Consider the following 21,418-nt stretch of genomic DNA (forward strand, 5'->3'; position numbering starts at 1 on the left):
CTTAAGTTCAACTTATATAGATGAATTAACAGAGCTTCATGTAATTTTAAAAAAAATGCTTCAAAGCAACATTTCAGCAATTATACATCGGTTTACTCGGTTTTACAATATAAATTGTTATCCTTTTTTTCTTCCCACCGCCTCTTCTCCTTTGCCTGTAGGTTTTGACATAGTGTACAATATATACGGTAGTGCATATTTACGAAATAGATCGAGGACATCGTAAGCCTCACTTAGGAGAATGGCCTGTGAATGAACCGGATTGGAAGCACTTGAATGCTGTCCCTTTGCCCTTACAGGAATTTCAGCTACAGCTGGAGCAGAACGGAGTTAACGCCAAGCAACTGGAGGAATGGAGAAAGATCCCCGTCCTTTATCAGTTGGCTCTGGAGGAATTAAAGAACAAAATCAAGCTGATTCAGACCGAATGGAAGCTGATGGACGGCTTTAGCCCAATTGAGCATATCAAGACCCGAATCAAAGAGCCTCACAGCATTGTGGAAAAGGTTCGACGCAAAGGCTATGAGGTCACCCTGGACAATATACTGCGTGAAATTCATGACATCGCGGGTATGCGAGTTGTGTGTGCTTTTGTCAAAGATATTTACCGCCTGATGGATCACCTGCGCACACGGGAAGACATCCGCATTCTGGAGATCAAGGACTATATCGCCCAACCCAAGCCCAACGGCTATCAGAGCCTTCATGTGATTGTAGAAGTTCCGCTAATTCTGTTTGAAGGTACGCGCTGGATCAAGGTTGAAATTCAGCTCCGCACACTGGCTATGGATTTCTGGGCCAGCATGGAGCATATTTTGTACTATAAGTTCGATAAGAAAGTGCCTGAGCATGTCGTTAACGGATTATCCGAGGCTGCGCGTGCAACCTATGAGCTGGATCAGAAAATGCTAAAACTGCGCGGCGAAATCTTGTCGCTCAGTGAGGAGCAAGATCAAGCAGAATCCTCGGAGCAGCCAACTGCTGCGGAATCCTCTTCGAAGACACTCTCCCACGCCACGGATCACATCGAATCCCGGCCGCAGACCTGCTAGGCATGGGTGTATATGATCCTTGAACATTGGGCTGAGGCATCAACAGCCTCGATTCAGCTTCAGCATTGCAAATTTTGCGTTATGAGGATTTTGCAAAATCCTGATTATTAAATAAAGAGCGCTCAAAACCACTTTTATCGTGGCTTGAGCGCTCTTTTGCTCTATATTTTTTCGTCTTGCTCTATTTCTTTTATCCAGAGCTTATTGCTTCTCACGGATTTCTGTGCTGATTTTCTCAACGATATCCGCAATGCTGAGCGATCCCAGATCGCCTTCGCCCCGTTTGCGAACCGCTACAGTACCGGATGTTTTTTCATTTTCCCCGATGACGAACATATATGGAACCTTCTCCAATTGTGCCTCGCGGATTTTATAACCAAGCTTCTCATTGCGAGTATCTACTTCGACACGCAGACCTGCTTTCAGCAATGCATCCTGTATCTCATTGGCAGTCTCAATATAGTTCTCGGATACTGGCAGCAGCTTCGCATGAACAGGAGTCAGCCACAATGGGAATGCACCTGTAAAATGCTCAGTCAGGATGCCCATGAAGCGGTCAATAGAACCGTAGATGGCACGGTGAATAACGACTGGACGGTGCTTCTGGTTATCCTCGCCCACATAAGTGAGGTCGAACTTCTCAGGCATTTGGAAGTCCAATTGGATCGTTCCGCACTGCCAGCTGCGTTTGAGCGCATCGAGAATGTGGAAGTCAATTTTCGGACCGTAAAATGCTCCATCTCCCGCATTAATACGGTAGTTGATGCCCAGGTGATCCAGCACGTTTTGCAGAGCTTGTTCCGCTTGATCCCACAGCGCTGGCTCGCCCATAAAGTCATCCGGACGCGTGGACAACTCCACTGTGAAGTCAAAGCCAAACACACTATACATTTCGTTAATCAGCTTGATTACATCTGTAATCTCTTGCTCAATCTGACCCGGAGTAACGAAAATGTGCGCATCATCCTGACAGAATGTACGAACACGCATCATACCGTTCAACGCACCGGACAGCTCATGGCGATGCACTTGTCCAAATTCGGAGATACGAATCGGCAGATCGCGGTAAGAATGAAGCTCATTTTTAAACACGAGCATATGCCCCGGGCAGTTCATCGGTTTCAGAGCAAATGTAGTTTCATCTACTTCGGAGAAGTACATATTTTCCTTGTAATGCTCATAGTGTCCCGATTGCTCCCACAGACGATTGTTCATCATCAGCGGTGTGCGTACTTCCTCATAGCCATGCAGGCGTTGAATTTCGCGGGAGTAATCCTCCAGCGCAGTACGGACAACCATACCTTTAGGCAGGTAGAACGGCATACCCGGTGCTTCCTCGGAGAACATGAACAGCTCCAGCTCTTTACCCAGCTTGCGGTGGTCACGTTTTTTCGCTTCCTCCAGCAGGTGCAGATGCTCGTCCAGCTGTGCTTTTTTCGGAAATGCAGTTCCGTAGATACGTTGCAGCATCTTGTTGTTGGAATCGCCTCTCCAGTATGCACCTGCTACACTCAGCAGTTTAAAAGCTTTAATGCGGCCTGTAGATGGCAAATGCGGGCCACGACACAGGTCAAAAAATTCGCCCTGATCGTAGATCGTGATTTCCGCATCCTCTGGCAAATCGCGAATCAGTTCCAGCTTCAACGGATCTTCCAGCTCTCCGAAAATACGAGTTGCTTCCTCACGGCTAACGACACGACGTGTAATCGGCAGATTCTCCTGAGCGATCTTCGTCATTTCCTTCTCGATCTTCGCCAGATCGTCAACGGACAACGGGTTTCCGATATCAATGTCATAGTAGAAGCCACTGTCAATGACTGGACCAATACCCAGCTTTACGTTTTTCTCACCGTAAATGCGTTTGAGGGCTTGTGCCAGCAAATGCGCTGTGCTGTGACGATAAATTTCCAGACCGTCCCCGCTATCCAGCGTAATAATTTCCAGGTCGCTGTCCTGCTCCAAAACAGTATTCAGATCCACAGCCTTCCCATTCACTTTACCTGCTACTGCATTCTTTTTCAGACCGGAGCTGATCGAACCCGCCACGTCGGCAATGGTTACACCCTGCTCGTACTCCCGTACCGCTCCATCTGGCAATTTCACTTGAATACTCACGATTAAAGCCTCCATTCAAATTGTAGGTACATGCTATATATCAAAATTGAACGCAAAAAAACGCCTCTCTCCCTCAAGGGACGAGTGCGTTCAGCTCGTGGTTCCACCCTAGTTCGGTCCGCTCCTGCACGTACATCCATGTTCATTAAACATGTTCATGCACGACATGCGTGACCCTCCATTGGTATCCGTTAACGGGGATAAATCGGTAGGCGCTTACTGATGTCACTGTCACATTGCACAGCTACAGGTTCAACGTCACGGCTACAAAGGGGTAACTTCACTTGCGGTTGCCGGAAAAGCTCTCAGCCAAGTCTTTTCTCTCTGAACGGCCCTTCAAGGAAATCCTGTCTTTGGTCAATGCCTTGAATATCACTATATGCTACAGCATTATAGATCAAATCCGCAGCTATTTCAAGTGGCTGTTTATGTACATCTATTTACATCATTCCAAAAGCTCTGTAATATAAACCTATCTAGACGATATCGTACAGAAAAAAACAAGAGAGGGGGAAGAAAAGTTGCCCAAAATCATTGTCACAGAAGAGCAATGGATCCAAGAAGGAATCAAACGGTTTGAGCAGGGTGGAATCGAGCAGCTCGTTATCGAAAAAATGGCTGTTTCTTTAGGATGCAGCAAGAGCAGTTTTTATTGGTATTTTGACAATCGCAGCAGCTATATTAGACAGATTGTTGAGACGTGGAAGGAACAGACAACACAACAGGTTATTGCAGCGTCCATCATCCATGCTACCGCAGACGAACGAATCAGAGACGTGCTGACCCGAATGTTCGGGACGACGAAACGGGGAGACTTCCTGTTTTATCTACGGAAGCTGTCATTGAAGGATGATACGTATCACTCCATTCTGGATGAAGTGGAACAGATGAGAACGGAGTTTATGCAGCAGTTATTTATCCAAAAGGGTATGCAGCCAGAGAAAGCCTTCCAGAGATCATGGATGTTGTACCATTATTACTTAGGGTGGTATGAGCGGCACAAACAAGAGACGTTAAGTGATGAAGCCATTCATCAACATATTCACATGATTTGGACGGAGTGGATTTCGATTTAAGGAGGATGTCACATGTTGGAGTTACTTACATGGGCAGTTGGAGGAATTCTTTTGGTACTGAGCGGCATGCACGTATATTGGGCATTTGGCGGGAAAAGAGGATCTAAAGCGGCGATCCCGAGCACAGGAACGGCCTTACTCTTCGAGCCTTCTAAAACAGGTACAGCGATTGTAGCCATTTTGTTAGCTTTAGCCGCTTGGTTCGTCTTGGAACTAGGGGGAGTTACACCCTTCCTGCTTTTCAACCCCTTCTATTCCTACGGAGCAGGCTTGTTGTCGTGTTTATTTATTTTACGTTCTATAGGTGATTTCAAATGGGTAGGGTTTTTCAAGAGAAAGAAAGGAACCGTTTTTGCAACATGGGACTGTGTGCTCTATTCCCCCCTTTGTTTCCTTTTGGGAACAGCCATTTTAATGATTATGTTCTTGCGTACGGGGTAGACACGGACTGTAGTCATATTGAATCTGTAACTACACTCGCAGAAGCTTATGTGTCGTTATCTTCGGACAGGGGTTCGACTCCGCTCGCCTCCATTTTGCTAAATCCACAATCGAGTGAGATTGTGGATTTTTCATTTCCTGAATTACCTGCACTCAATAGGGAAGATGTGATGGGTATGAGCTGCACGTTGAAAACGAGCAACACTACTCTACCAGCTTTTCAGACTTCAGCACCATGTCTCGTAACACGTGAGCGACTCGACTTTTCCCACTCTTTGCTTTCTTTTTTATCCATCGTAATGATTTTTTGTATGCATGAGTATGGTTTGGTTGAACGAACTGCCTGGCTGCCATTCGCAGTGTTCTCCTCAACAGCAGCGCTGACGAACGTGTTTGCTTGGATCGGCTTCCCCTGCGCAGTACCCGCAACGTATTTTTGTAAGTCTCTAAATCCAGGGATGGATGTACAAGGGCGAATAAATTTAACGAGGAGTCATTGAATCCGTAGGTTTCAAACATAATTCTTAGATTTTCCATATTTAAAACGTTTCCTCTGAGGTGGGTTGGATGCTCCTGGTGATATCCGACTACCTCTTTGATGCAATAAAAAGGGATTTTCAATCGATGCAGCCTGTAGCCAAGGTCCCAGTCTTCGAGTCCATAGAGTACAAACCGTTCATTGAAACCTCCAATACGAGCCAAATGGCTGCGTCTGATGGATACACAACGTGTAACTAATAACGTCCAAGGAGCTACATCCGTTTTGGCAAATTGCTTTTTAATATTTGGGGGAACTCTGGAAGGGATCATAACCTTGGACAATGCATCCGTTTGATGAAGGATATCGTCTGGCGTTATGATCGGAATAATTTCATTCGCTACTTCAAAGTCCGCACTCCATAGGTTGGATTGTGTAAGTGTATTACGAAAATGTTCTTTTTCCGCAGGGGAAAAGTCAGGGTAATAATGGGTATAAGCATCATCCCACGAGTGAGGGAAGCCTGAAAGCACGGCTTTGGGGTATTTGCGGTGATAACGGCTCACAATTCTAATGAATTCAGGTAACACCAAAAAGTCAGCATCGCAGAAGATGATGTATAGCCCTTTGGCACGGCGCAGTCCCAAATTTCGAACGGCAGATCGACCGCGTTGTTCTGGATGGGACACATAGATAAGAGGATAGGATGCTTTGAAGCCTTCGACCATTTCTTTCGTTCCATCTGTAGAACCGTCATCAGCTACAATCACTTCGAATAGATGCTTCGAATAGGTTTGTGTTTCAAATGAAGCGAGCGTGAGCAACAGCTGCTGGGCTCGATTATAGGTTGGAATGACGATGCTGTAGCGGAAAGCCAATGTGATCTCCTCCCCATTTTTTAGAAAACCTTTAAATAAGATGAATGATAACAATATATTCAATGACTTTAGCCTGGTATAGTCAAACACCCTCTAAAGATTGAAACGGGCTTGATTTTATTGGAGATGTATTTTGGAGCCGATGGGGGAGCGGCCAATGACTCCGCTGTATACCTTTATTCACCAGGGTCTATACTAATCTTTTGCAGCAGGGCGATAAGCAGGTCTTCTTCCTCATCAGATAAATTATGGACAAGATCAGCATTGAACTCATCCAAGATTCCTTGCAGGACAGGATAAACTTCTAATGCCTTGGTCGTTGGGAACAAAAGATGGGAGCGTCGATCATTCGGGTCCGTTTCTCGCTCAATGTAACCTGATTTCTCCAATTGTTTCACAGAACGCGCAGTGGTTGCTTTGTCAAATTTGAGTTCATTCGTCAACTGTTCCTGTGTAATGCCCGGATGCTGCAAAATAAGCTTTAAAAAGCTGTGTTGGCCCCCGCTGCCGATCCCATAAGGAGCCAGTTTTTGGGACAGTATTTTTTGATTTCGCCGGTACAGGTGGGAAATCAGCTTTCCAATCGGTTTTTTTCTCATTAAATACACCTCAGTGGCTTAAAAATGACAAATCTTCAGGTAGGACCAAGGCACATTTTACAACAATATTGTTGCATACGCAACTAAATTGCTGTACACTAAAACCGTCATTTAGTTGCGCGTGCAACTAAATGGTAATGGTCAACGATGAAGAGGTGCTAATCATGAGTTCAACCGCTACAGCTGCCGCAACGTATCAGGAAAATAGCGAAATCCAGAAGAAACGTTGGATGATTTTGATTGTATTGTATCTGTTTACGTTTATGTCCACGCTGGATGGAAGCATCGTCAATATTGCTCTACCTGTGTTGTCACGCACGCTCAATTTACCCGTAGCACAGATTGAATGGGTCACAACAGTCTATTTGATGGCTATATGTACAGCCATTTTATTTTTTGGCAAGCTTGGAGATATGGTCGGCAAAATTAAAATATTCAAGATCGGCACGATCGTGTTCATCCTTGGCTCACTGCTGTGCGGTCTCAGCCATTCGCTGCCCATGCTGCTGATCTCCCGAATCATTCAGGCGCTCGGAGCATCCATGACCATGGCCAACAGCCAGGGAATCGTCACGGATATCTTTCCTTCCACCGAACGAGGCAAGGCACTCGGCCTAATCGGAACCTTCGTTTCCCTCGGCAGTATCGCGGGACCCAGCTTGGGCGGCATTATCGTCTCTTCACTGGGCTGGCCATATATTTTCTGGGTCAATGTACCGATTGGTCTGGTGGCCGTTGTTCTCGCTCAGTATTCTGTGCGCTTTTCTCGTATTCACCGCTAACTTCTGCTTTAATATTATTTCGCCTTTCTATGCGCAGAATATGCTGAACCTGTCGCCTTTTTATGCAGGGTTCCTGCTGATGCTGTTTCCCATCTCCATGATTATCGTTGCCCCTCTCAGCGGTGCGCTTTCAGATAAAATAGGGTCTGAGCTGCTCACCTTTGCCGGACTGGTAGTCATGGTAGTCGCCCAGATTGGCTTGGCTCGTCTCCATGCAGGCAGTCCCGTTCCGTTTGTGGGTCTTTGGATCGCTATGCTGGGTATCGGCAGTGGTTTATTCCAATCGCCGAACAATTCGCTAATCATGTCCAAGGTGCCCCGCACGCAGCTCGGCTCAGCCGGGAGTGTCAATTCACTGGTCCGCAACGTCGGCATGGTGGTGGGGATTACCTTGGCCACGTCGATCCTGTTTTATATCATGAGCAAAGAGGCTGGTTATCGAGTCACCGGGTTGGTTCCGGGTCACCCGGAAATTTTTCTGGCAGGAATGCATGTGGTCTTTATGACTTCCGCGTCCATTTGTCTGGTGGCGGCACTGCTGACAGGCTGGCGGCTGATCGGGTCCAGACGGGCAAAGGTACAGGAGGAAAAGCAATAAAGGAGTCGAGAGGAACGAAAACGCGCATAGACAAAATAGTTATTGTGGAATTAAGATGATGAGTATTCCGTACGAAGTACGAACATGGAATAACAAGCAACATTTACAATTTAAAAATGAGATATAAGGTGGCGCTTAGATGAAGTATTGCTATGAATGTGGAACAAAACTAATGGTGAAGGAGTGTGAAGGCGAAGGCCCTATTCCCTATTGCAATACATGCCAGGTCTTTCGGTTCCCGATATTCAGCACTGCAATTAGCACCGCTGTAATCAATCGGCAAAGAGATAAAGTGTTGCTCATACAGCAGTACAATATCAAGGATTTTATTTTGCTGGCTGGTTATGTGAACAAGGGCGAATCCGCCGAGCAGACATTGGTGCGCGAGGTTATGGAAGAAGTGGGATTGCAAGTGGATGAGTATAAATATATGCGCAGCGAGTATTTTGACCGAACCCATACACTGATGCTGAATTTTGTATCCATTGTGAACGATGACAAGCTGGATGTTCTCAGCGCAGAGGTGGATCAAGCACGTTGGTTTACGCTGGAGGAAGCCAAACAGGCTGTTTTGAAAAACAGCTTGGCTGAATCCTTCTTGCTGACCATTATTCAACAGATCGAAGCTGGATTCATTTGAAGTGATTCAAACCAAGCGGAACTGTGATCCGCAAGAGGGTTACTCTTTTCAGGAATCCATCTTATGGGCCACAGTTTGGTATGCTTGCCCCTACACTTCCACTAAACATCCGTTCTCTTTCCAGGATTGCAGTATTTGTTCGAGGACCCATTGGTTTTTGTACCCGTCCTCGAACAATGGGGCACGATCCACGGACTCTCCCCTTGCCAGCTTCACGAAGTCTCCATAGGCCGTATGATCATAGATAGCAGGGACAGCCCAATTCTCGTATTCGGCATTCGGATGCTCCGAATCTCGCAGCACAATGCGAACATTTTCCCGGTTGTTGAGACTGGCGTGCAGCGCACCGAGCTCGCCATAGATATCAACTTCGATTTCGTGGCGTTTGCCAATGGCATTTTTGTGGGTGATGAACGTGCCGACGGTATTATCCCCTATGATTCCATGGAAAGCAGCGAAGTCTTCCACATCTACTTTTACAGGCAGACCTGTGATCGGATCAGTCCGCTCGGGTGTAATCGTATGTAGCAGCGCCGCGACGCTTTTAAATTCACCCACCAGAAAACGGGCCAGGTCAATAATATGCGAGGCTGTATCGCCCACGACCCCGGAGCCTGCCTTCGCTAAATTATGGCGCCATGTATACGGATGTTGACGATATGGTGAGAATGCATCCATCAGATATCGAAATTGAATGTTATAGATGTTGCCCAGCTTGTGTTCATCCAGCAATTGCTTGGCATATTGGAAAGCAGCGCCGTAACGATGCTTATAATGAACCAGAAAAGGCACCGGGCTCGCCGTATACAGCTTTTTCAACTGATGCGCTTCCTCCCACGTGAGTGTCAACGGTTTTTCCGCCAGTACAGCTTTGTGTTCTTCCAGTGCAATACGAATGATGTCAAAATGCACATCGTTGGGTGTCAGCGACAGAATCGCATCCACCTCCGGGTCACGGATTAAGGCTTCATAATGGGGATATTGCTTGGAAGCAGAAAGTTGCAATTGCTTACCCAGCAGTTGAAGGCGATTGGGGTTCACATCACTAATGGCCACAATAGAAACCCCTGAGATGGTTTGCAGGGATCTAATGTGATATTCAGCGATAAGGCCCAGGCCGATGACACCCATACGAATGGGTTTGGTTGGGGAGATGGAGGTACTCATGTGATCAGAATTCCCTTCTCTTCAATTTGGCTTAATGCCTGCATCAAATTCCTTTTTGCTATGCAGTATCACCCGTAGCTTTGCAGAATAGTCCCCACAGAAACGATAGTGGTCCATAAATTAAAAAAAGGACCAGCAATTCCGATGTCCGGTTTCGCAGATCCTTTCACACCTTCTCTATACCAATCCTCATTACAGAGCTACATCAAAAATGTGCCTACCACAAAAGACACCCCGACGATGATCGAGCGCAGCAGTTGCGCCAGAGCCACATTGCCGTCGGCAATTTCTTATTATCGTTATAACGTATCAGCAAGCTGAACATAAAATATCCTACGATTAATATGGAAATAAATAATATATTTGATCAGGATTCGAATTAGAATTTAGGCTCACGTCATGGTATCATCCCTGTCCAGGACGTGAGCCTTGTTACTATCTATCTGGAATAACAAACGACACGGTTGTTCCTTCATTAACACGGCTCACGATCGACAAGCCTTGACCGTACAGCTGCTGCAATCGCCGATTCGTATTAGGGATGCCAATGCCTGCTTTTTCACTCTGAGCCGCATTTTGCAATTGATTGACCTGTTCCTGCTCCATTCCCTTGCCGTTATCTTTAACTTCAATAAGGGTGAAGCCCTCCCGGCGAGTAATGGACAGCTGAATCGTACCGCCTGCGTTTCGGCTGAGAAGACCGTGTTTGACGGCGTTTTCGACCAGCGGCTGAATTGAGAGCGGAGGAAGCAGCAGCCGCATGCCCGCCTCCACCTCCCATGTAATCGACAGCCGATCCCCGAACCGCGTTTTTTCGATGTATAGATAGGCTTCAACGAGCGCGAGTTCATGGGCCAGCTCTACTAACTCCCCCGTATTGAGATAATCAAAGCTAATTCGTAAAAAGGACGAGAAGGCCTCACCCAGCTTGCGCATGCTTTCCGTATCGATATCGCTTAACACCATTAACGAATTAAGGGTGTTGAATAGGAAGTGGGGCTGGATTTGCGCTTGCAAATAGGCAGCCTCCATACGTAGACGCTCTTTAATGGATTGCTTTAGGGCTATCAATGCCCTGATCCGATATTTTAACTCCAAAGCGTCTACGGGCTTCGTCACATAGTCGCTTGCCCCTGCTGAAAATCCGGTGTAAATGTCCGCTTGCTGGCTGCGTGCGGTAAGGAGCAGCACAGGAAGCTCTGACATGGAAAACTGCTCTCTAACCTTCTGTGTTAATTCATAGCCGGACATTTGCGGCATCATAACATCGGCTATGATCAGATCCCACTGCCTGGTCCCCAGCAATTCTATCGCCTCCTGTCCGGAACGAGCGGTAGTAATGTTATAAGGCTCCGTTGAAAGGATACTGACAAGAACATTTAGATTGACCGGATTATCATCAACGGCAATTATATAGGCTTTTTCCTCCTTTAACAGCGGCGGCAGTGCGGCGGCAGCTTCCATTTCCCCAATGGATTGCGGAAAAAGAAAGCCGGCAGGCACCTCATCTATTATTCCCTTCGTTTGATCCTGAGCAATAGGGACCTGATTGGGTTCAAAATCTGCTGCGTCTGCTAAAGGCAGATTAAAGCTGAAAACGGAGCCCTTTCCCAATTTGGAGCGAACCGTCAAGTCGCCATTATGCAGCTCGACAAGCTGCTTGCAAATGCTTAAGCCCAGTCCGATGCCCTGCTCACCGCTTATTCCATCAGAGCCTTGCTCATAAGGGAGAAAAATACGCGACAGGGTCGCCTCATCCATGCCGGGCCCCGTATCGGCAATATGAATAACAGCCTGCCTGTCCCGAATTTCGGCTGAGACGGAGATGCTTCCCTCCTCGGTATATTTAAGCGCATTATGCAGCAGGTTATACAAAATTTGAACGAGCCTTTTCTCATCCACCAATACCAAAGGCAGCGATTCCGGTATCTCCATATGCAGTTCGATTGGCTTGCTTTCCTTCATAAATTGCAGCATTGCGACAACGCCAGGAGCGATGGACTGAATGCTGAGGGGCTCCCGCTGCAAAACAATGCGCTGTTCCTGAAGCCGAACGACATCGAGAAGATCGCCAAGCAGCTGTGACATCCGTCTGCTGATCGTAATGAGCAGCTGCATATCCTCAAGGCTGCTTTTCGCAAGCCTGGTCTTCTCTTTGGTGACAACGTTATAAGCGATGTTCATAATACCGTGCAGCGGCGTGCGGAGTTCATGGGACGTATTAGCCAAAAACTGGTCCTTAATTTTATCCGCTTTTTGTAGCTGCTTGTTCAATTCCATGTTTTCTATCGAATTTCGAAAATACTTTTTAAACCAATAGGCAGAAAAGCCAGTAATAGCAAAAATAATGTCGATGGGATAGTAGACGGTCGTAACATCTCTCGCGCTCTCAGCAATACTCCACAGTAAGTTGGATAAGATGTTTGCTGCGGAGAACAGCAAGAAAATGATGTCATTATCTTTATTTTTTTGCAAAATCATCGTTCCTACTATGTATATAAACCAGACGAATGATATGAAATTAATCGTATGAAATACATTGAAATGGACAATTGTATAAGCAATATTGGCTGGTGAGACCAGGAAAATGCCAGTAAGAGCAACATTCGCTGCAATGTAGGTTTGGAACCACTTTTCTCGCAGCGGGGCCGCGTTGAAGCTTTTGAATAGCAGAAGCAGAAACACATTTTGCCACAGCAGAGAAATCAGTCTAATTTTGATTGCCCATGTATAGTTAATCGGCAGCCATAACAAGAGTATATTATCTTGACTTACTAGAATCGTAATGCCAACGGATATCGTTAACAGCGCTGCGATCAACAAGGTCCTCTCTCTTGAGCTGAATAGATAGAGAATGCAAGCATACAGGCAATGAAGCAGCAGAATAAGAAAAATGAACAGCTGAAATCCAATCGAGTACCAGCGTACAAAATCAATAGTGGCCGCAGTGCCAAAGCGAATCGGAGTTACAATGCCGCCCTTATAGGGGTTATCGAAATTTGCCGCACGAATGACCAGTTCAATCTCGGTCACTCCTTCTGTGTCATAAGTAGAGGTAAAAGAGATGCTTTTGGGTGTATATTCATTTGCAGCGTCGGCTAGCTTGCCCATAGTGGCAAAATTTTTTCCATTAATTTCAATTTCCGATGCCGCCTCAATATTTTTAAACCAGAATGAAACAGGAGTCTGAAGCGAATCAATCAAAATGCGAAGACGATACGTTCCATACCCGTACGAGTTGTTTGAATGCTGCTGAAGCGCGCTCCCCCAGTCACCTGGTACGGTAACATGGCTTGCTTCGGGTTCCGTCTCCAGAAACTCGTCTCCCGTAACAAAATTTCCAGGATAAAACTGCCATTCTCCATTCAAATAGAGCACAGGGGAATTTTCCAGATCAATACCGCGCAGGTCAAGCACGCCGCCAACAGCACGGGGCTGGTGGTCGGATACGGGAAAAACGACAGACCACGCCCATCTCATGCTGACTAATGCAGCAAAAATAAACAGCATGATGGTTATATATTTAAAAAGTGTTATATGCTTTGCCTGTATGAAGTTCATCAATTTTGTCATAAATGAATAAAACCTCTTTTGACCGCTCTTTATTGTTAATTATTTACATTATAGCATAGGATTTAGCCATTCTCTTGCTTGGCTGCTAAAGAGAGCAGGTAACGACAAAGGTCCCCCTATTCATCCTAGCCCCCGGAATGAGCTCCACTACGCGAGCCGCCATAGGAATAGTCGCTGCTGCCGCAATCCCCAGGATTACGGCTTTGTTCTCGGCTACTACAGCTTGATATTCTTCTCGTCAAAATATTCCTCCAGCGTCATTCCCTGCTTGGCTAAGTCCTCCGCGATGTCAGTTCCCACATAACGAATATGCCAAGGCTCGTATACATAGCCAGTCACATCTTCCTTGTCCTTCATATAACGAATAATAAATCCGTATTCCGGCGCATGCTTCTCCAGCCACTCGCCTTCCTTGGAAGCTCCGAAGGATTGTTCCAGCACATTGCCTACGCTTGGACTGGACACATCCATCGCCAATCCTGTCTGGTGCTCGCTTGTACCCGGTACAGCACTGACTTTAGAGGCGTATTCCTGCCCCTTTGTCTTCACATTATTGTTAAAAATGGAAACCTGACGCTTATAGGAACGGTACCCCGATACAGCACGCAGCTCCATGCCGTCCTTCTTCGCACCGTCGAACAACCTCTCCAGCGCCTCTGCCGCTTCCTTGCGCATATGTCTCTTCTCATGCGGACCTTCGAAGGAAAAAGGTACCTTTGGCTCCACCAGATCGTCCGGGGCATAGCCAACAGGCAAGCTGCGATTTTTGTTCACCACGACAGTATCAGCTGTAGCATTGGTGACAATGGCAGTCTCCCCATCTTCCTTCACCGTGGCTTGCAGCGCACTCTCGCTTCGTAGCGCCATCACGGGATCTGCCTGTCCAGTTTCAGTGCTATGATTGCCCGCATTCGACTGGGTGGCAGGCTGGACGCTCTCCTGTGTCGTCGGGGATGATTTCGGCGGCTCGCTTTCCTGTCCACCCGAACCTCCCTGCTGGCACGCTGCCAACAGCAGCCCCGGCAGAATCAGTCCCGGGATAAGCGCTTTGCTCCAGCGCTGAGGGGTCCGTTTCTGTTGTATATGTTGTTTCATGCGGGTATCTCCTCCAATATTACATTTGATGCATGGCTTGCTATGGTTTTACGTTCCCCTATTGTAACTGAACTTTCGACACTCTTCGAAGCCGTTATCCAGTTCAATGAAGCTGAATAGGCCCGAAAAAGAAAGAATAGACCCGAATTGTTAGGGAGTATGACGTTTTTGTGGAATGGTAGCCCGGGCGCGTTCAGCTACACGCTCACGTATGAGCTTCAGTGCCTCTTCCGCACGGGGCAGACCCGGCAGCAATGCCGTAATGTCCGCTTCATTCATACGTGCAAGCTTCTGTGGCAGGTGAATCTCAATGGCATGGAAGCCCGCGCCCGGACGATGTAAGGCTCCTTCGGCGGCAGATTCAGCAATCCATTCGCTGATCGCCGCCGATCCGCTGCGTGCGCCCTCTGACCGCGAGGTTGGCTCATGCGCGAGAGATGCCCCCTGCACATGGGACAGTTCACCTGCCCAAGCGCTGAATACGAACTCCAGCAGCGCTTCCCGCGTCATTCCAATCAGCTCCAGACCAAGCAGAGGCTCGCTTTCCAGCCCCGCTTGGAGAGCCTTCTTCGCTTCGTCGGCTGCACCAACGCCGTCATCCAGATTGGATGTAGCCGCATCGGCTGCTACCTGAACGACCTCATCCAGCGAGAGGCAGGCTTCCCCCTGTATAAAACGGTATATGTCCCAAGGCTCCGCCTTTAGCTGCTCCAGCCATGCCTTCCGCTGTTCCGGGTCCAGTACAGGCACGGTGCCAGTCCAGTGGGCAGCCTGGGCAATCGCCGAACCATTGTCCGTTCCGTACTCCTCTACTTCCGCCTCCCATTGACCGTCAGTTACTCGCAGCTTCACTCGCGGCCTTGTCATCGTCTTCATCCTTTCTGTGCTTACTCAATCCATATATCATTTTGCAGCGCAATCAGACCACGCAATTCATCGTCAGACATTTCCGTCAGCCAATGCTCACCGGAGCCGACAACCTGCTCGGAAAGCGCCTTTTTGCTCTCGATCAGCTCGTCGATCCGTTCCTCCAGCGTACCTTGGCAGATCAGCTTATGCACCTGCACGTTCCGGCTTTGACCAATGCGGAATACCCGATCCGTCGCCTGATTTTCCACCGCAGGATTCCACCAGCGGTCATAGTGAATAACATGACTGGCACGCGTCAGGTTCAGGCCCACGCCGCCCGCCCGCAGGGAAAGCACGAATATATTCGGTCCTTCCCCCTGCTGGAAGTTGTGGACAATTTCGTCCCGTCTGGTTTTCGCCAGCCCTCCATGCAGGAAATACGGTTCTTCCCCGAAAATCCGGGCCAGTCGTGCTACCAACAGCTCTCCCATAGACACATATTGGGTGAAAATCAGAGCGGATTCTCCATTCTCCCGAATGGTTTCCACTAGCTCCAGCAGCCGTTCCATTTTGCCCGAATTTTCAGTTTTTCCAGTATCAGCCCGGCCCGGAATGATCAGACCCGGATGGTCACAAATTTGCTTGAGCTTAGTCAGCGAAGACAGGACAAGTCCCTTGCGGGCAATGCCAATCTGTCCGTCCAGTGTCCCCATTAGCTGATCCACCACGCCGCGATACAATCCGGCCTGCTCTGGTGTCAGCACACAATACGATTTCAATTCCAGCTTCTCTGGCAAATCCTTGCGTATATCCGGATCGCTTTTGAGTCTACGCAGCATGAACGGCGAGACGAGACGATACAGCTCACGCAGCGCACCCCCTCTCTCCTCTCCCGCCATACTATAGCGCTGACGGAACGAAGATGAGGTGCCGAGGTAACCCGGATTCAGAAATTGAAAAATGGACCACAGCTCACTCAGCCGATTCTCCACCGGGGTTCCCGTCATGGCGATCCGATGCGGTGCTGACAGCTTCATTACGCTCTGAGACTGCTTTGTCCGTGCATTTTTAATATATTGCGCCTCATCCAACACGATAGAGGACCAATAGACCGCAGATAAATCGCTGCCGTCCCGGCCCGCCAAATGGTAGGTCGTGAGAACGATATTATATTCGCGGACGCTTTCTTGAAATGCCTCCCCGTGAAGCCGCTGGTTGCCGTGATGAATATAAAGTGACAAATCCGGCGAAAAACGCTTCAGCTCCCGCTGCCAGTTACCGAGCAGCGAGGTCGGACAGACGATCAGCGCCGGACGCTGATCCTTCGCGCCGATGCCGCCATCAAGCAGGCAGGTAATAACTTGAATCGTTTTACCAAGCCCCATGTCATCCGCAAGGCAGACACCGAAGCCCAGCCCGCGCATGGCAGCCAGCCATTGGAAGCCGCGCTCCTGATAAGGACGCAATGCGCCATGCAGCGTCTTCGGTACAGGACGCGGCTCCACAGAACGAAGCATACCGCCCTCAACCAGAGAGGCCAGCAACCCGGCGGATTCTGCGCCAAAGATGGACAAGCCCTTCCATGAGGCCTCACCTGCACCTTCATTTTCTGCCGCCAGATGCATCCATTCGGACAAGGTCATTTCACCGTTTTCACCACGCTTGATAAAACGCAGCACCTGACGAATTTCCTTGGGATCGACCTCGATCCATTCGCCTCCCAGACGTACATACGGCAAATTAGCCGCGACGATGCTTTCCAGTTCCTCCATCGTCAAGGTCGTATCGCCCAGCACAGCCTCGGCATCAAAGGAAATCATGCGATTGATACCGACCGACGATGTGTCGGTATTCACGCCTTCCGGTGGTGTGCCGCGCTCCGCCGAACGCATTTTGAGCCGCAAGCCTGCGCGGCGGCGACCCTCCCGGCTCCAGCGTGAAGGCATTTGCACGGTGGTGCCGTTCTTTTGCAGAGCGGGTACAGCTTCCGTCAGGAAGCGGAAGAACAGCTCAGGCTCCAGTGTGAGGCCCTCGGGATAAGGGCGGCTCAACGCTTCTTGCAGTATCGGTGCCGCTTCGGCAGCCTGTCCAAGCCGCAGCAGCAGTTGTGCCTGTACTTGGCGATACACGATGGTGCCGCGCACCAGATCGCGCTCGGGATGCGCCCACAGCGCCAAGGCAGGTAGTCGCAACCCCGGTTCGGCATCGCTTTCTACCCAAAAGGTAATGCGCCATTCCTTCACATTCTCTTCCAGTGAAGGCTCCAGACGAAGGCACAGACGAACCTGTCCTTCGATCGGCTCCTGATCCTCCCGTTCCATGACTGGCATCGCGCTTCCTTCAAGAGAAGCCGCCTGGAGAACCAACTCCTCCATCTCGGCAGGCGTTCCCTGTATCGCAACCGGGCGGGAACCTGTCAGCAGGCTGTTCCACCACAGCTCTGCCAGCGGCGATCCCCCGCGCCGATACTCTGCGCGATATCTGCTCAGCTCACGGTCGGAGGCTGCCAGCACCGCGGTCGTTTCCGCATGGATGACCGCACACAGGAAGGAATAGAGCACAATTCCCGCTGCATCCTCCCGTGTTTCCGGCTCCTTGCCTGCGAAGACGGCGGGAGCCGCCATACAGACGGCTGGCATCGCCGAAGCCAGCTCATAAAAGCGGCGAACGTCCTCCTCCTGGCGTAGCCGGGGAATCCACACCCCAATCGCCGCCTCCGGGCCGCGACGGCGCGGTCCCGATGGACGCGCCTCTGTAAGCGATGGCGCAATTTCGCCTCGCTGCATCAGTTCCAGCGCAAAATAAGCAGCCTTTTGCCAATATTGCATTTCCTCTCCCAGTGTAATGCCCGACGCTGCACAGCCCTTCTCGTCCATGCGGGTCAGCAGGGCCAGCGTTTCGCGCGGTTCCAGTGCCAAGCCCTCCAGCGTGCGGCCCAGCATAGAGCGTCTTTTGCCTCCTCTGCCTGCCACTTCCACGCGAGCGGTGTTCGGTATCCGGACCTCGGCAAGACGCAACGCAGCCTGCCGAAACGGCCGAAGGTCTCCCTTCAAACTCAGCCTGCGGATTACACTGCTCCATGCATCAATACGTGGTTCCGACGTCTCACCAGAAAAGCAAAAAAACACATCTCCGAGCCATATTCCATAAAGCGGTTGATTCATATCTGTCTCCCGTCCAGCCTTTTGAATTATTACTCTTCATCATATACGAAAATGGGCTCTTTTCAAAACTTTATCGCAAAAATAAATGGAAAGTCATTAGTTAATAACCTTACATATTCATGTGATTAACTATAAAAAAATACTCGATCTATAGTCTATAGGATCAAGTCTCTTTTTCTTCATCATCAGCTTCCGCATCCTTCAGATAAGGATTCAGGCTGTCTTGCAGCAGCTGCCTAACTCGCATACGCAGCTCTTCCGGATATATAACCTCGGCCTCCGGCCCATACTTTAACAGGAGTCTGGATACATAACTCAATTCCTCGGGCGGAATATATCCATGCCAATCCTGATGGGAGACATTCTGGAAGAGGGGGTCTGATTCCGCCAGCCGGGCACCCAACGAGGTAAACTTTATTTTTGACGGAATCCCCGTACGAGAATCATCCGAAGCCATCCATTCCCGGAGTGTGGGAAGGCTGGGTAAGGTTTGTTCCAGCATGGTCATTACGATGACCCGATCTGAACGGTACAGGATAATTCGGTCTTTGCTATGCGCTGGCATGTACCAATATCCGTGATCAAAATATAGCCCCACCGGATATACTTCAGTCCACTTTTCCCCGGAAGCGGAGCGGTAATGCATTTTCACCCGGCGCTTATTCAACGCAGCCTCCAAAATGAGCGAGGTGTAGGGCGACTCTGCGTGAGTAGGCAGCATGCGAAAAGAGATATAATCCTTCAATTGATCAATGCTGTCCCGCACATCCTGTGGAAGCCCGGCATAATATTGCTCGGATACATGCTCACGAATTGATCCGAAAGGGATATCCGGAATCTCTTCCAGCAGTTGCAGCATGAGAAAAAGTCCCAAGGCCTCGTTGCGGGCAAGATGAAGGGGCGGAAGCAGTCGATTGGGGAGCGCCCGGTATCCACCATGAGGGCCCGTTTCGGTATAAAGCGGTAACCCGGTCTGCTGCAAATAGTCGAGATCTCTTTGTATCGTCCTCACGGAGACGTCAAAACGCTCGGCAAGCTCACGTGCCGTATATTTTTTTCGGGAATCCAGTATCCTCATAAGGGCAATTCTCCGTTCGTTCATCAGGTACTCCTTTTAGCAAAATATTAAATTGAAATCGCCGTTTAACTACGACAAAGCATGTCATAAATATATTGTAGCATAGGAGATAGAAAGGAGCGATAAACGATGAAGGATATACAATCAAACAAAGTTGTACTGTATATTGCCATGAGTCTCGATGGGTATATAGCGCTGCCGGATGGCTCAGTGGACTGGCTGTATGATGTCAAAGGGGATGGCGGGGACAATGGATATGCCGACTTTTACGACACCGTAGGCACGGTGCTGATGGGCAGATTGACGTATGAGGAGGTATTGAAGCTCTCGGACGCTTTCCCTTATGCCGACAAGCCGTGTTATGTGCTTACCCGGTCATTAACAAAGCATCAGCAAGCACCGCATGTTACGTTTACAGACGAAGCTCTGTCTGAGCTTGTTCCGCGTCTGCAAAAACAATCCGAGGGTGCAGTATGGCTGGTGGGTGGAGGACAGCTAGTTCAGGACTTCATGCGAGAGGGACTGCTGGATAAGGCAATCATTGCAGTCATTCCCAAAGTGCTCGGACAAGGAATACCGCTATTTCCGGAAGGCACGCTGCCAAGTACGTTTGAACTCCAGCAAATAGAACACCGCGGGGATATCGTTATGCTTCATTATATGCTCCCATCTTATCGGCCAGATACGGTCTGAACAGTCTGTCCGTTTTAAGAGCCTTGTCTGTGCACATGACTGTTAGATAAATGAATGATCGGATATAATAATATCACCATCGGAAAGGACTTCTATAATGTCTAAACAATTACACGAGACTATTTTATATCCGGATGCTTCATTTCCATACATTATGTACACTGCTAATGCTCTAAAAATCATCCCTGAAGGTAGAGGCTTCAACGATTTACACTGGCACGAAGAACTACAAATTACTTTAGTAACTAAAGGAAAACTAACTATACAAGTCAATGGAATTGACCATGAATTAGAAGCAGGACAGGCCATTTTTATTAATAAAGGGGTCCTACATGTTACTACACACCTAACACATAACGGTCAATACGTGAGTTTTAATTTTCCAGAGAAGCTGCTGGCCTTCTATGCGGATAGTGCGATGGAAAAAAATTATGTACTGCCTTTTACAAACTCTCTCTTATTATCGCTAGTCATCAAAGGGAATGCTGAATGGCAAACTAAAGTACTGGAAATGCTTTGGGATATGAAAAAAAGATTTGATATAAAAAAAAGCTGGGGATGGGAATATGAGGTTTCTATCAAAACTGTACAATTATGGTTCACCTTAATTTCTAACATTTCGCTTTCTTCTGAGGAAGTACCTAAATATTTAAAGCTGCAACAAGAAAGACTTCAATTAATGCTCAGCTTCATCCATCAGAGCTACCCCGATAATATATCACTGCAAGAGATTGCTGATTCAGCGCATCTAAGTGTTTCGGAATGCACTCGTAGCTTTAAAAGAACCATTCATATGACACCTTACGACTACTTAATTAAGTACCGTATCAAGAAAGGCAGCGAACTATTAATTTCAACAGATTATACAATAACTGAAATAGCCCACAGGGTTGGTTTCAATCATGTAAATCACTTCATTCAGTCTTTTAAAAAACATCATCATATAACCCCCAACAATTTCCGGAAATTTAGAAATAAAAGCAATAATTAGGAGTTAAGTGCTGGTTCTGTTTCGGAAAGCTTAAAATAAATAAAGCCTGTCGAGTTAACTGCGACAGGCAACGGAACATGGATGGCAGGAGCCCCCGGTTTTGCTCCAACTATTTGCTTTTCAAATTATCCCACATGCTCTGTAGTGGA

Annotated in this window: 15 protein-coding genes and 2 pseudogenes; 7 read left to right on the top strand and 10 right to left on the bottom strand. The window is 48.2% G+C overall.

What is annotated here, in order from left to right:
* Positions 1-248 precede the first annotated feature (248 nt).
* A complete protein-coding gene (locus ACIFQM_RS05980) occupies positions 249-1,052 on the top strand; it encodes a GTP pyrophosphokinase (RefSeq protein ID WP_430037704.1) in 804 nt (267 codons plus the stop codon).
* Positions 1,053-1,253: 201 nt separating this feature from the next.
* Here ACIFQM_RS05980 and thrS read toward each other — a convergent pair whose 3' ends face one another.
* Positions 1,254-3,167, bottom strand: a complete 1,914-nt coding sequence (gene thrS, locus ACIFQM_RS05985; RefSeq protein ID WP_430037701.1) for a threonine--tRNA ligase — start codon at positions 3,165-3,167, stop codon at positions 1,254-1,256.
* Between the two features lie 521 nt (positions 3,168-3,688).
* On the opposite strand from thrS, the gene ACIFQM_RS05990 reads away from it, so the two are divergent.
* Entirely contained in the window at positions 3,689-4,243 is a 555-nt protein-coding gene (locus ACIFQM_RS05990; protein ID WP_430048529.1) for a TetR/AcrR family transcriptional regulator, read from the top strand.
* 12 nt (positions 4,244-4,255) lie between these two features.
* On the top strand, positions 4,256-4,684 hold the full coding sequence (locus ACIFQM_RS05995) for a DUF3995 domain-containing protein (protein ID WP_430048532.1): 429 nt from the start codon (positions 4,256-4,258) through the stop codon (positions 4,682-4,684).
* A 204-nt stretch (positions 4,685-4,888) separates the two neighbouring features.
* Here the strand turns inward: ACIFQM_RS05995 and ACIFQM_RS06000 are convergent, their stop codons facing one another.
* Both ACIFQM_RS06000 and ACIFQM_RS06005 read right to left on the bottom strand, forming a co-directional pair.
* On the bottom strand, positions 4,889-6,040 hold the full coding sequence (locus tag ACIFQM_RS06000; protein WP_430037692.1) for a glycosyltransferase family 2 protein: 1,152 nt from the start codon (positions 6,038-6,040) through the stop codon (positions 4,889-4,891).
* Positions 6,041-6,216: 176 nt separating this feature from the next.
* A complete protein-coding gene (locus ACIFQM_RS06005) occupies positions 6,217-6,639 on the bottom strand; it encodes a MarR family winged helix-turn-helix transcriptional regulator (RefSeq protein ID WP_430037689.1) in 423 nt (140 codons plus the stop codon).
* A gap of 164 nt (positions 6,640-6,803) precedes the next feature.
* Between ACIFQM_RS06005 and ACIFQM_RS06010 the strand changes: the two are divergent.
* Both ACIFQM_RS06010 and ACIFQM_RS06015 read left to right on the top strand, forming a co-directional pair.
* A pseudogene (locus ACIFQM_RS06010) lies at positions 6,804-8,019 on the top strand (MFS transporter).
* Between the two features lie 139 nt (positions 8,020-8,158).
* A complete protein-coding gene (locus ACIFQM_RS06015) occupies positions 8,159-8,659 on the top strand; it encodes an NAD(+) diphosphatase (RefSeq protein ID WP_430037686.1) in 501 nt (166 codons plus the stop codon).
* 90 nt (positions 8,660-8,749) lie between these two features.
* Here ACIFQM_RS06015 and ACIFQM_RS06020 read toward each other — a convergent pair whose 3' ends face one another.
* From ACIFQM_RS06020 to ACIFQM_RS06050, 7 genes and pseudogenes are all read right to left on the bottom strand, one after another.
* Positions 8,750-9,826, bottom strand: coding sequence for a Gfo/Idh/MocA family protein (locus ACIFQM_RS06020; RefSeq protein WP_430037683.1), 1,077 nt, complete (start codon positions 9,824-9,826; stop codon positions 8,750-8,752).
* A gap of 200 nt (positions 9,827-10,026) precedes the next feature.
* Positions 10,027-10,116 (bottom strand): annotated as a pseudogene (locus tag ACIFQM_RS06025) (DUF350 domain-containing protein); the annotation flags it as partial.
* A 145-nt stretch (positions 10,117-10,261) separates the two neighbouring features.
* Complete coding sequence (locus ACIFQM_RS06030; RefSeq protein ID WP_430065148.1) at positions 10,262-13,399, bottom strand: ATP-binding protein; 3,138 nt, start codon at positions 13,397-13,399, stop codon at positions 10,262-10,264.
* Positions 13,400-13,615: 216 nt separating this feature from the next.
* Positions 13,616-14,494: a M15 family metallopeptidase gene (locus tag ACIFQM_RS06035; RefSeq protein WP_430048543.1), complete on the bottom strand. Its 879-nt coding sequence runs from the start codon at positions 14,492-14,494 to the stop codon at positions 13,616-13,618.
* 150 nt (positions 14,495-14,644) lie between these two features.
* Entirely contained in the window at positions 14,645-15,361 is a 717-nt protein-coding gene (locus ACIFQM_RS06040; RefSeq protein WP_430048547.1) for a phosphoribosylglycinamide synthetase, read from the bottom strand.
* Positions 15,362-15,381: 20 nt separating this feature from the next.
* Positions 15,382-18,507 carry a DEAD/DEAH box helicase gene (locus ACIFQM_RS06045; RefSeq protein ID WP_430037671.1) on the bottom strand — a complete coding sequence of 1,042 codons (3,126 nt, stop codon included), beginning with the start codon at positions 18,505-18,507 and terminating at the stop codon, positions 15,382-15,384.
* 163 nt (positions 18,508-18,670) lie between these two features.
* Positions 18,671-19,609: a helix-turn-helix transcriptional regulator gene (locus ACIFQM_RS06050; RefSeq protein ID WP_430037668.1), complete on the bottom strand. Its 939-nt coding sequence runs from the start codon at positions 19,607-19,609 to the stop codon at positions 18,671-18,673.
* A gap of 105 nt (positions 19,610-19,714) precedes the next feature.
* On the opposite strand from ACIFQM_RS06050, the gene ACIFQM_RS06055 reads away from it, so the two are divergent.
* Both ACIFQM_RS06055 and ACIFQM_RS06060 read left to right on the top strand, forming a co-directional pair.
* Positions 19,715-20,278, top strand: a complete 564-nt coding sequence (locus tag ACIFQM_RS06055; protein WP_430065150.1) for a dihydrofolate reductase family protein — start codon at positions 19,715-19,717, stop codon at positions 20,276-20,278.
* Positions 20,279-20,375: 97 nt separating this feature from the next.
* Entirely contained in the window at positions 20,376-21,269 is an 894-nt protein-coding gene (locus ACIFQM_RS06060; protein WP_430037662.1) for an AraC family transcriptional regulator, read from the top strand.
* Positions 21,270-21,418 lie beyond the last annotated feature (149 nt).

It is taken from the genome of Paenibacillus sp. NRS-1782 (assembly GCF_050467685.1).
Lineage (GTDB): Bacteria > Bacillota > Bacilli > Paenibacillales > Paenibacillaceae > Paenibacillus > Paenibacillus terrae_A.

Excerpts from the sequence above, each read along its gene's own strand:
- ACIFQM_RS06020 (WP_430037683.1), bottom strand. The coding sequence starts at position 9,826 with ATGAGTACCTCCATCTCCCCAACCAAACCCATTCGTATGGGTGTCATC.
- ACIFQM_RS06055 (WP_430065150.1), top strand. The coding sequence starts at position 19,715 with ATGAAGGATATACAATCAAACAAAGTTGTACTGTATATTGCCATGAGT.
- ACIFQM_RS06060 (WP_430037662.1), top strand. The coding sequence starts at position 20,376 with ATGTCTAAACAATTACACGAGACTATTTTATATCCGGATGCTTCATTT.
- ACIFQM_RS06040 (WP_430048547.1), bottom strand. The coding sequence starts at position 15,361 with ATGACAAGGCCGCGAGTGAAGCTGCGAGTAACTGACGGTCAATGGGAG.
- ACIFQM_RS05995 (WP_430048532.1), top strand. The coding sequence starts at position 4,256 with ATGTTGGAGTTACTTACATGGGCAGTTGGAGGAATTCTTTTGGTACTG.
- ACIFQM_RS06030 (WP_430065148.1), bottom strand. The coding sequence starts at position 13,399 with ATGACAAAATTGATGAACTTCATACAGGCAAAGCATATAACACTTTTT.
- ACIFQM_RS06015 (WP_430037686.1), top strand. The coding sequence starts at position 8,159 with ATGAAGTATTGCTATGAATGTGGAACAAAACTAATGGTGAAGGAGTGT.
- ACIFQM_RS06050 (WP_430037668.1), bottom strand. The coding sequence starts at position 19,609 with ATGAACGAACGGAGAATTGCCCTTATGAGGATACTGGATTCCCGAAAA.
- ACIFQM_RS06005 (WP_430037689.1), bottom strand. The coding sequence starts at position 6,639 with ATGAGAAAAAAACCGATTGGAAAGCTGATTTCCCACCTGTACCGGCGA.
- ACIFQM_RS06035 (WP_430048543.1), bottom strand. The coding sequence starts at position 14,494 with ATGAAACAACATATACAACAGAAACGGACCCCTCAGCGCTGGAGCAAA.
- ACIFQM_RS06045 (WP_430037671.1), bottom strand. The coding sequence starts at position 18,507 with ATGAATCAACCGCTTTATGGAATATGGCTCGGAGATGTGTTTTTTTGC.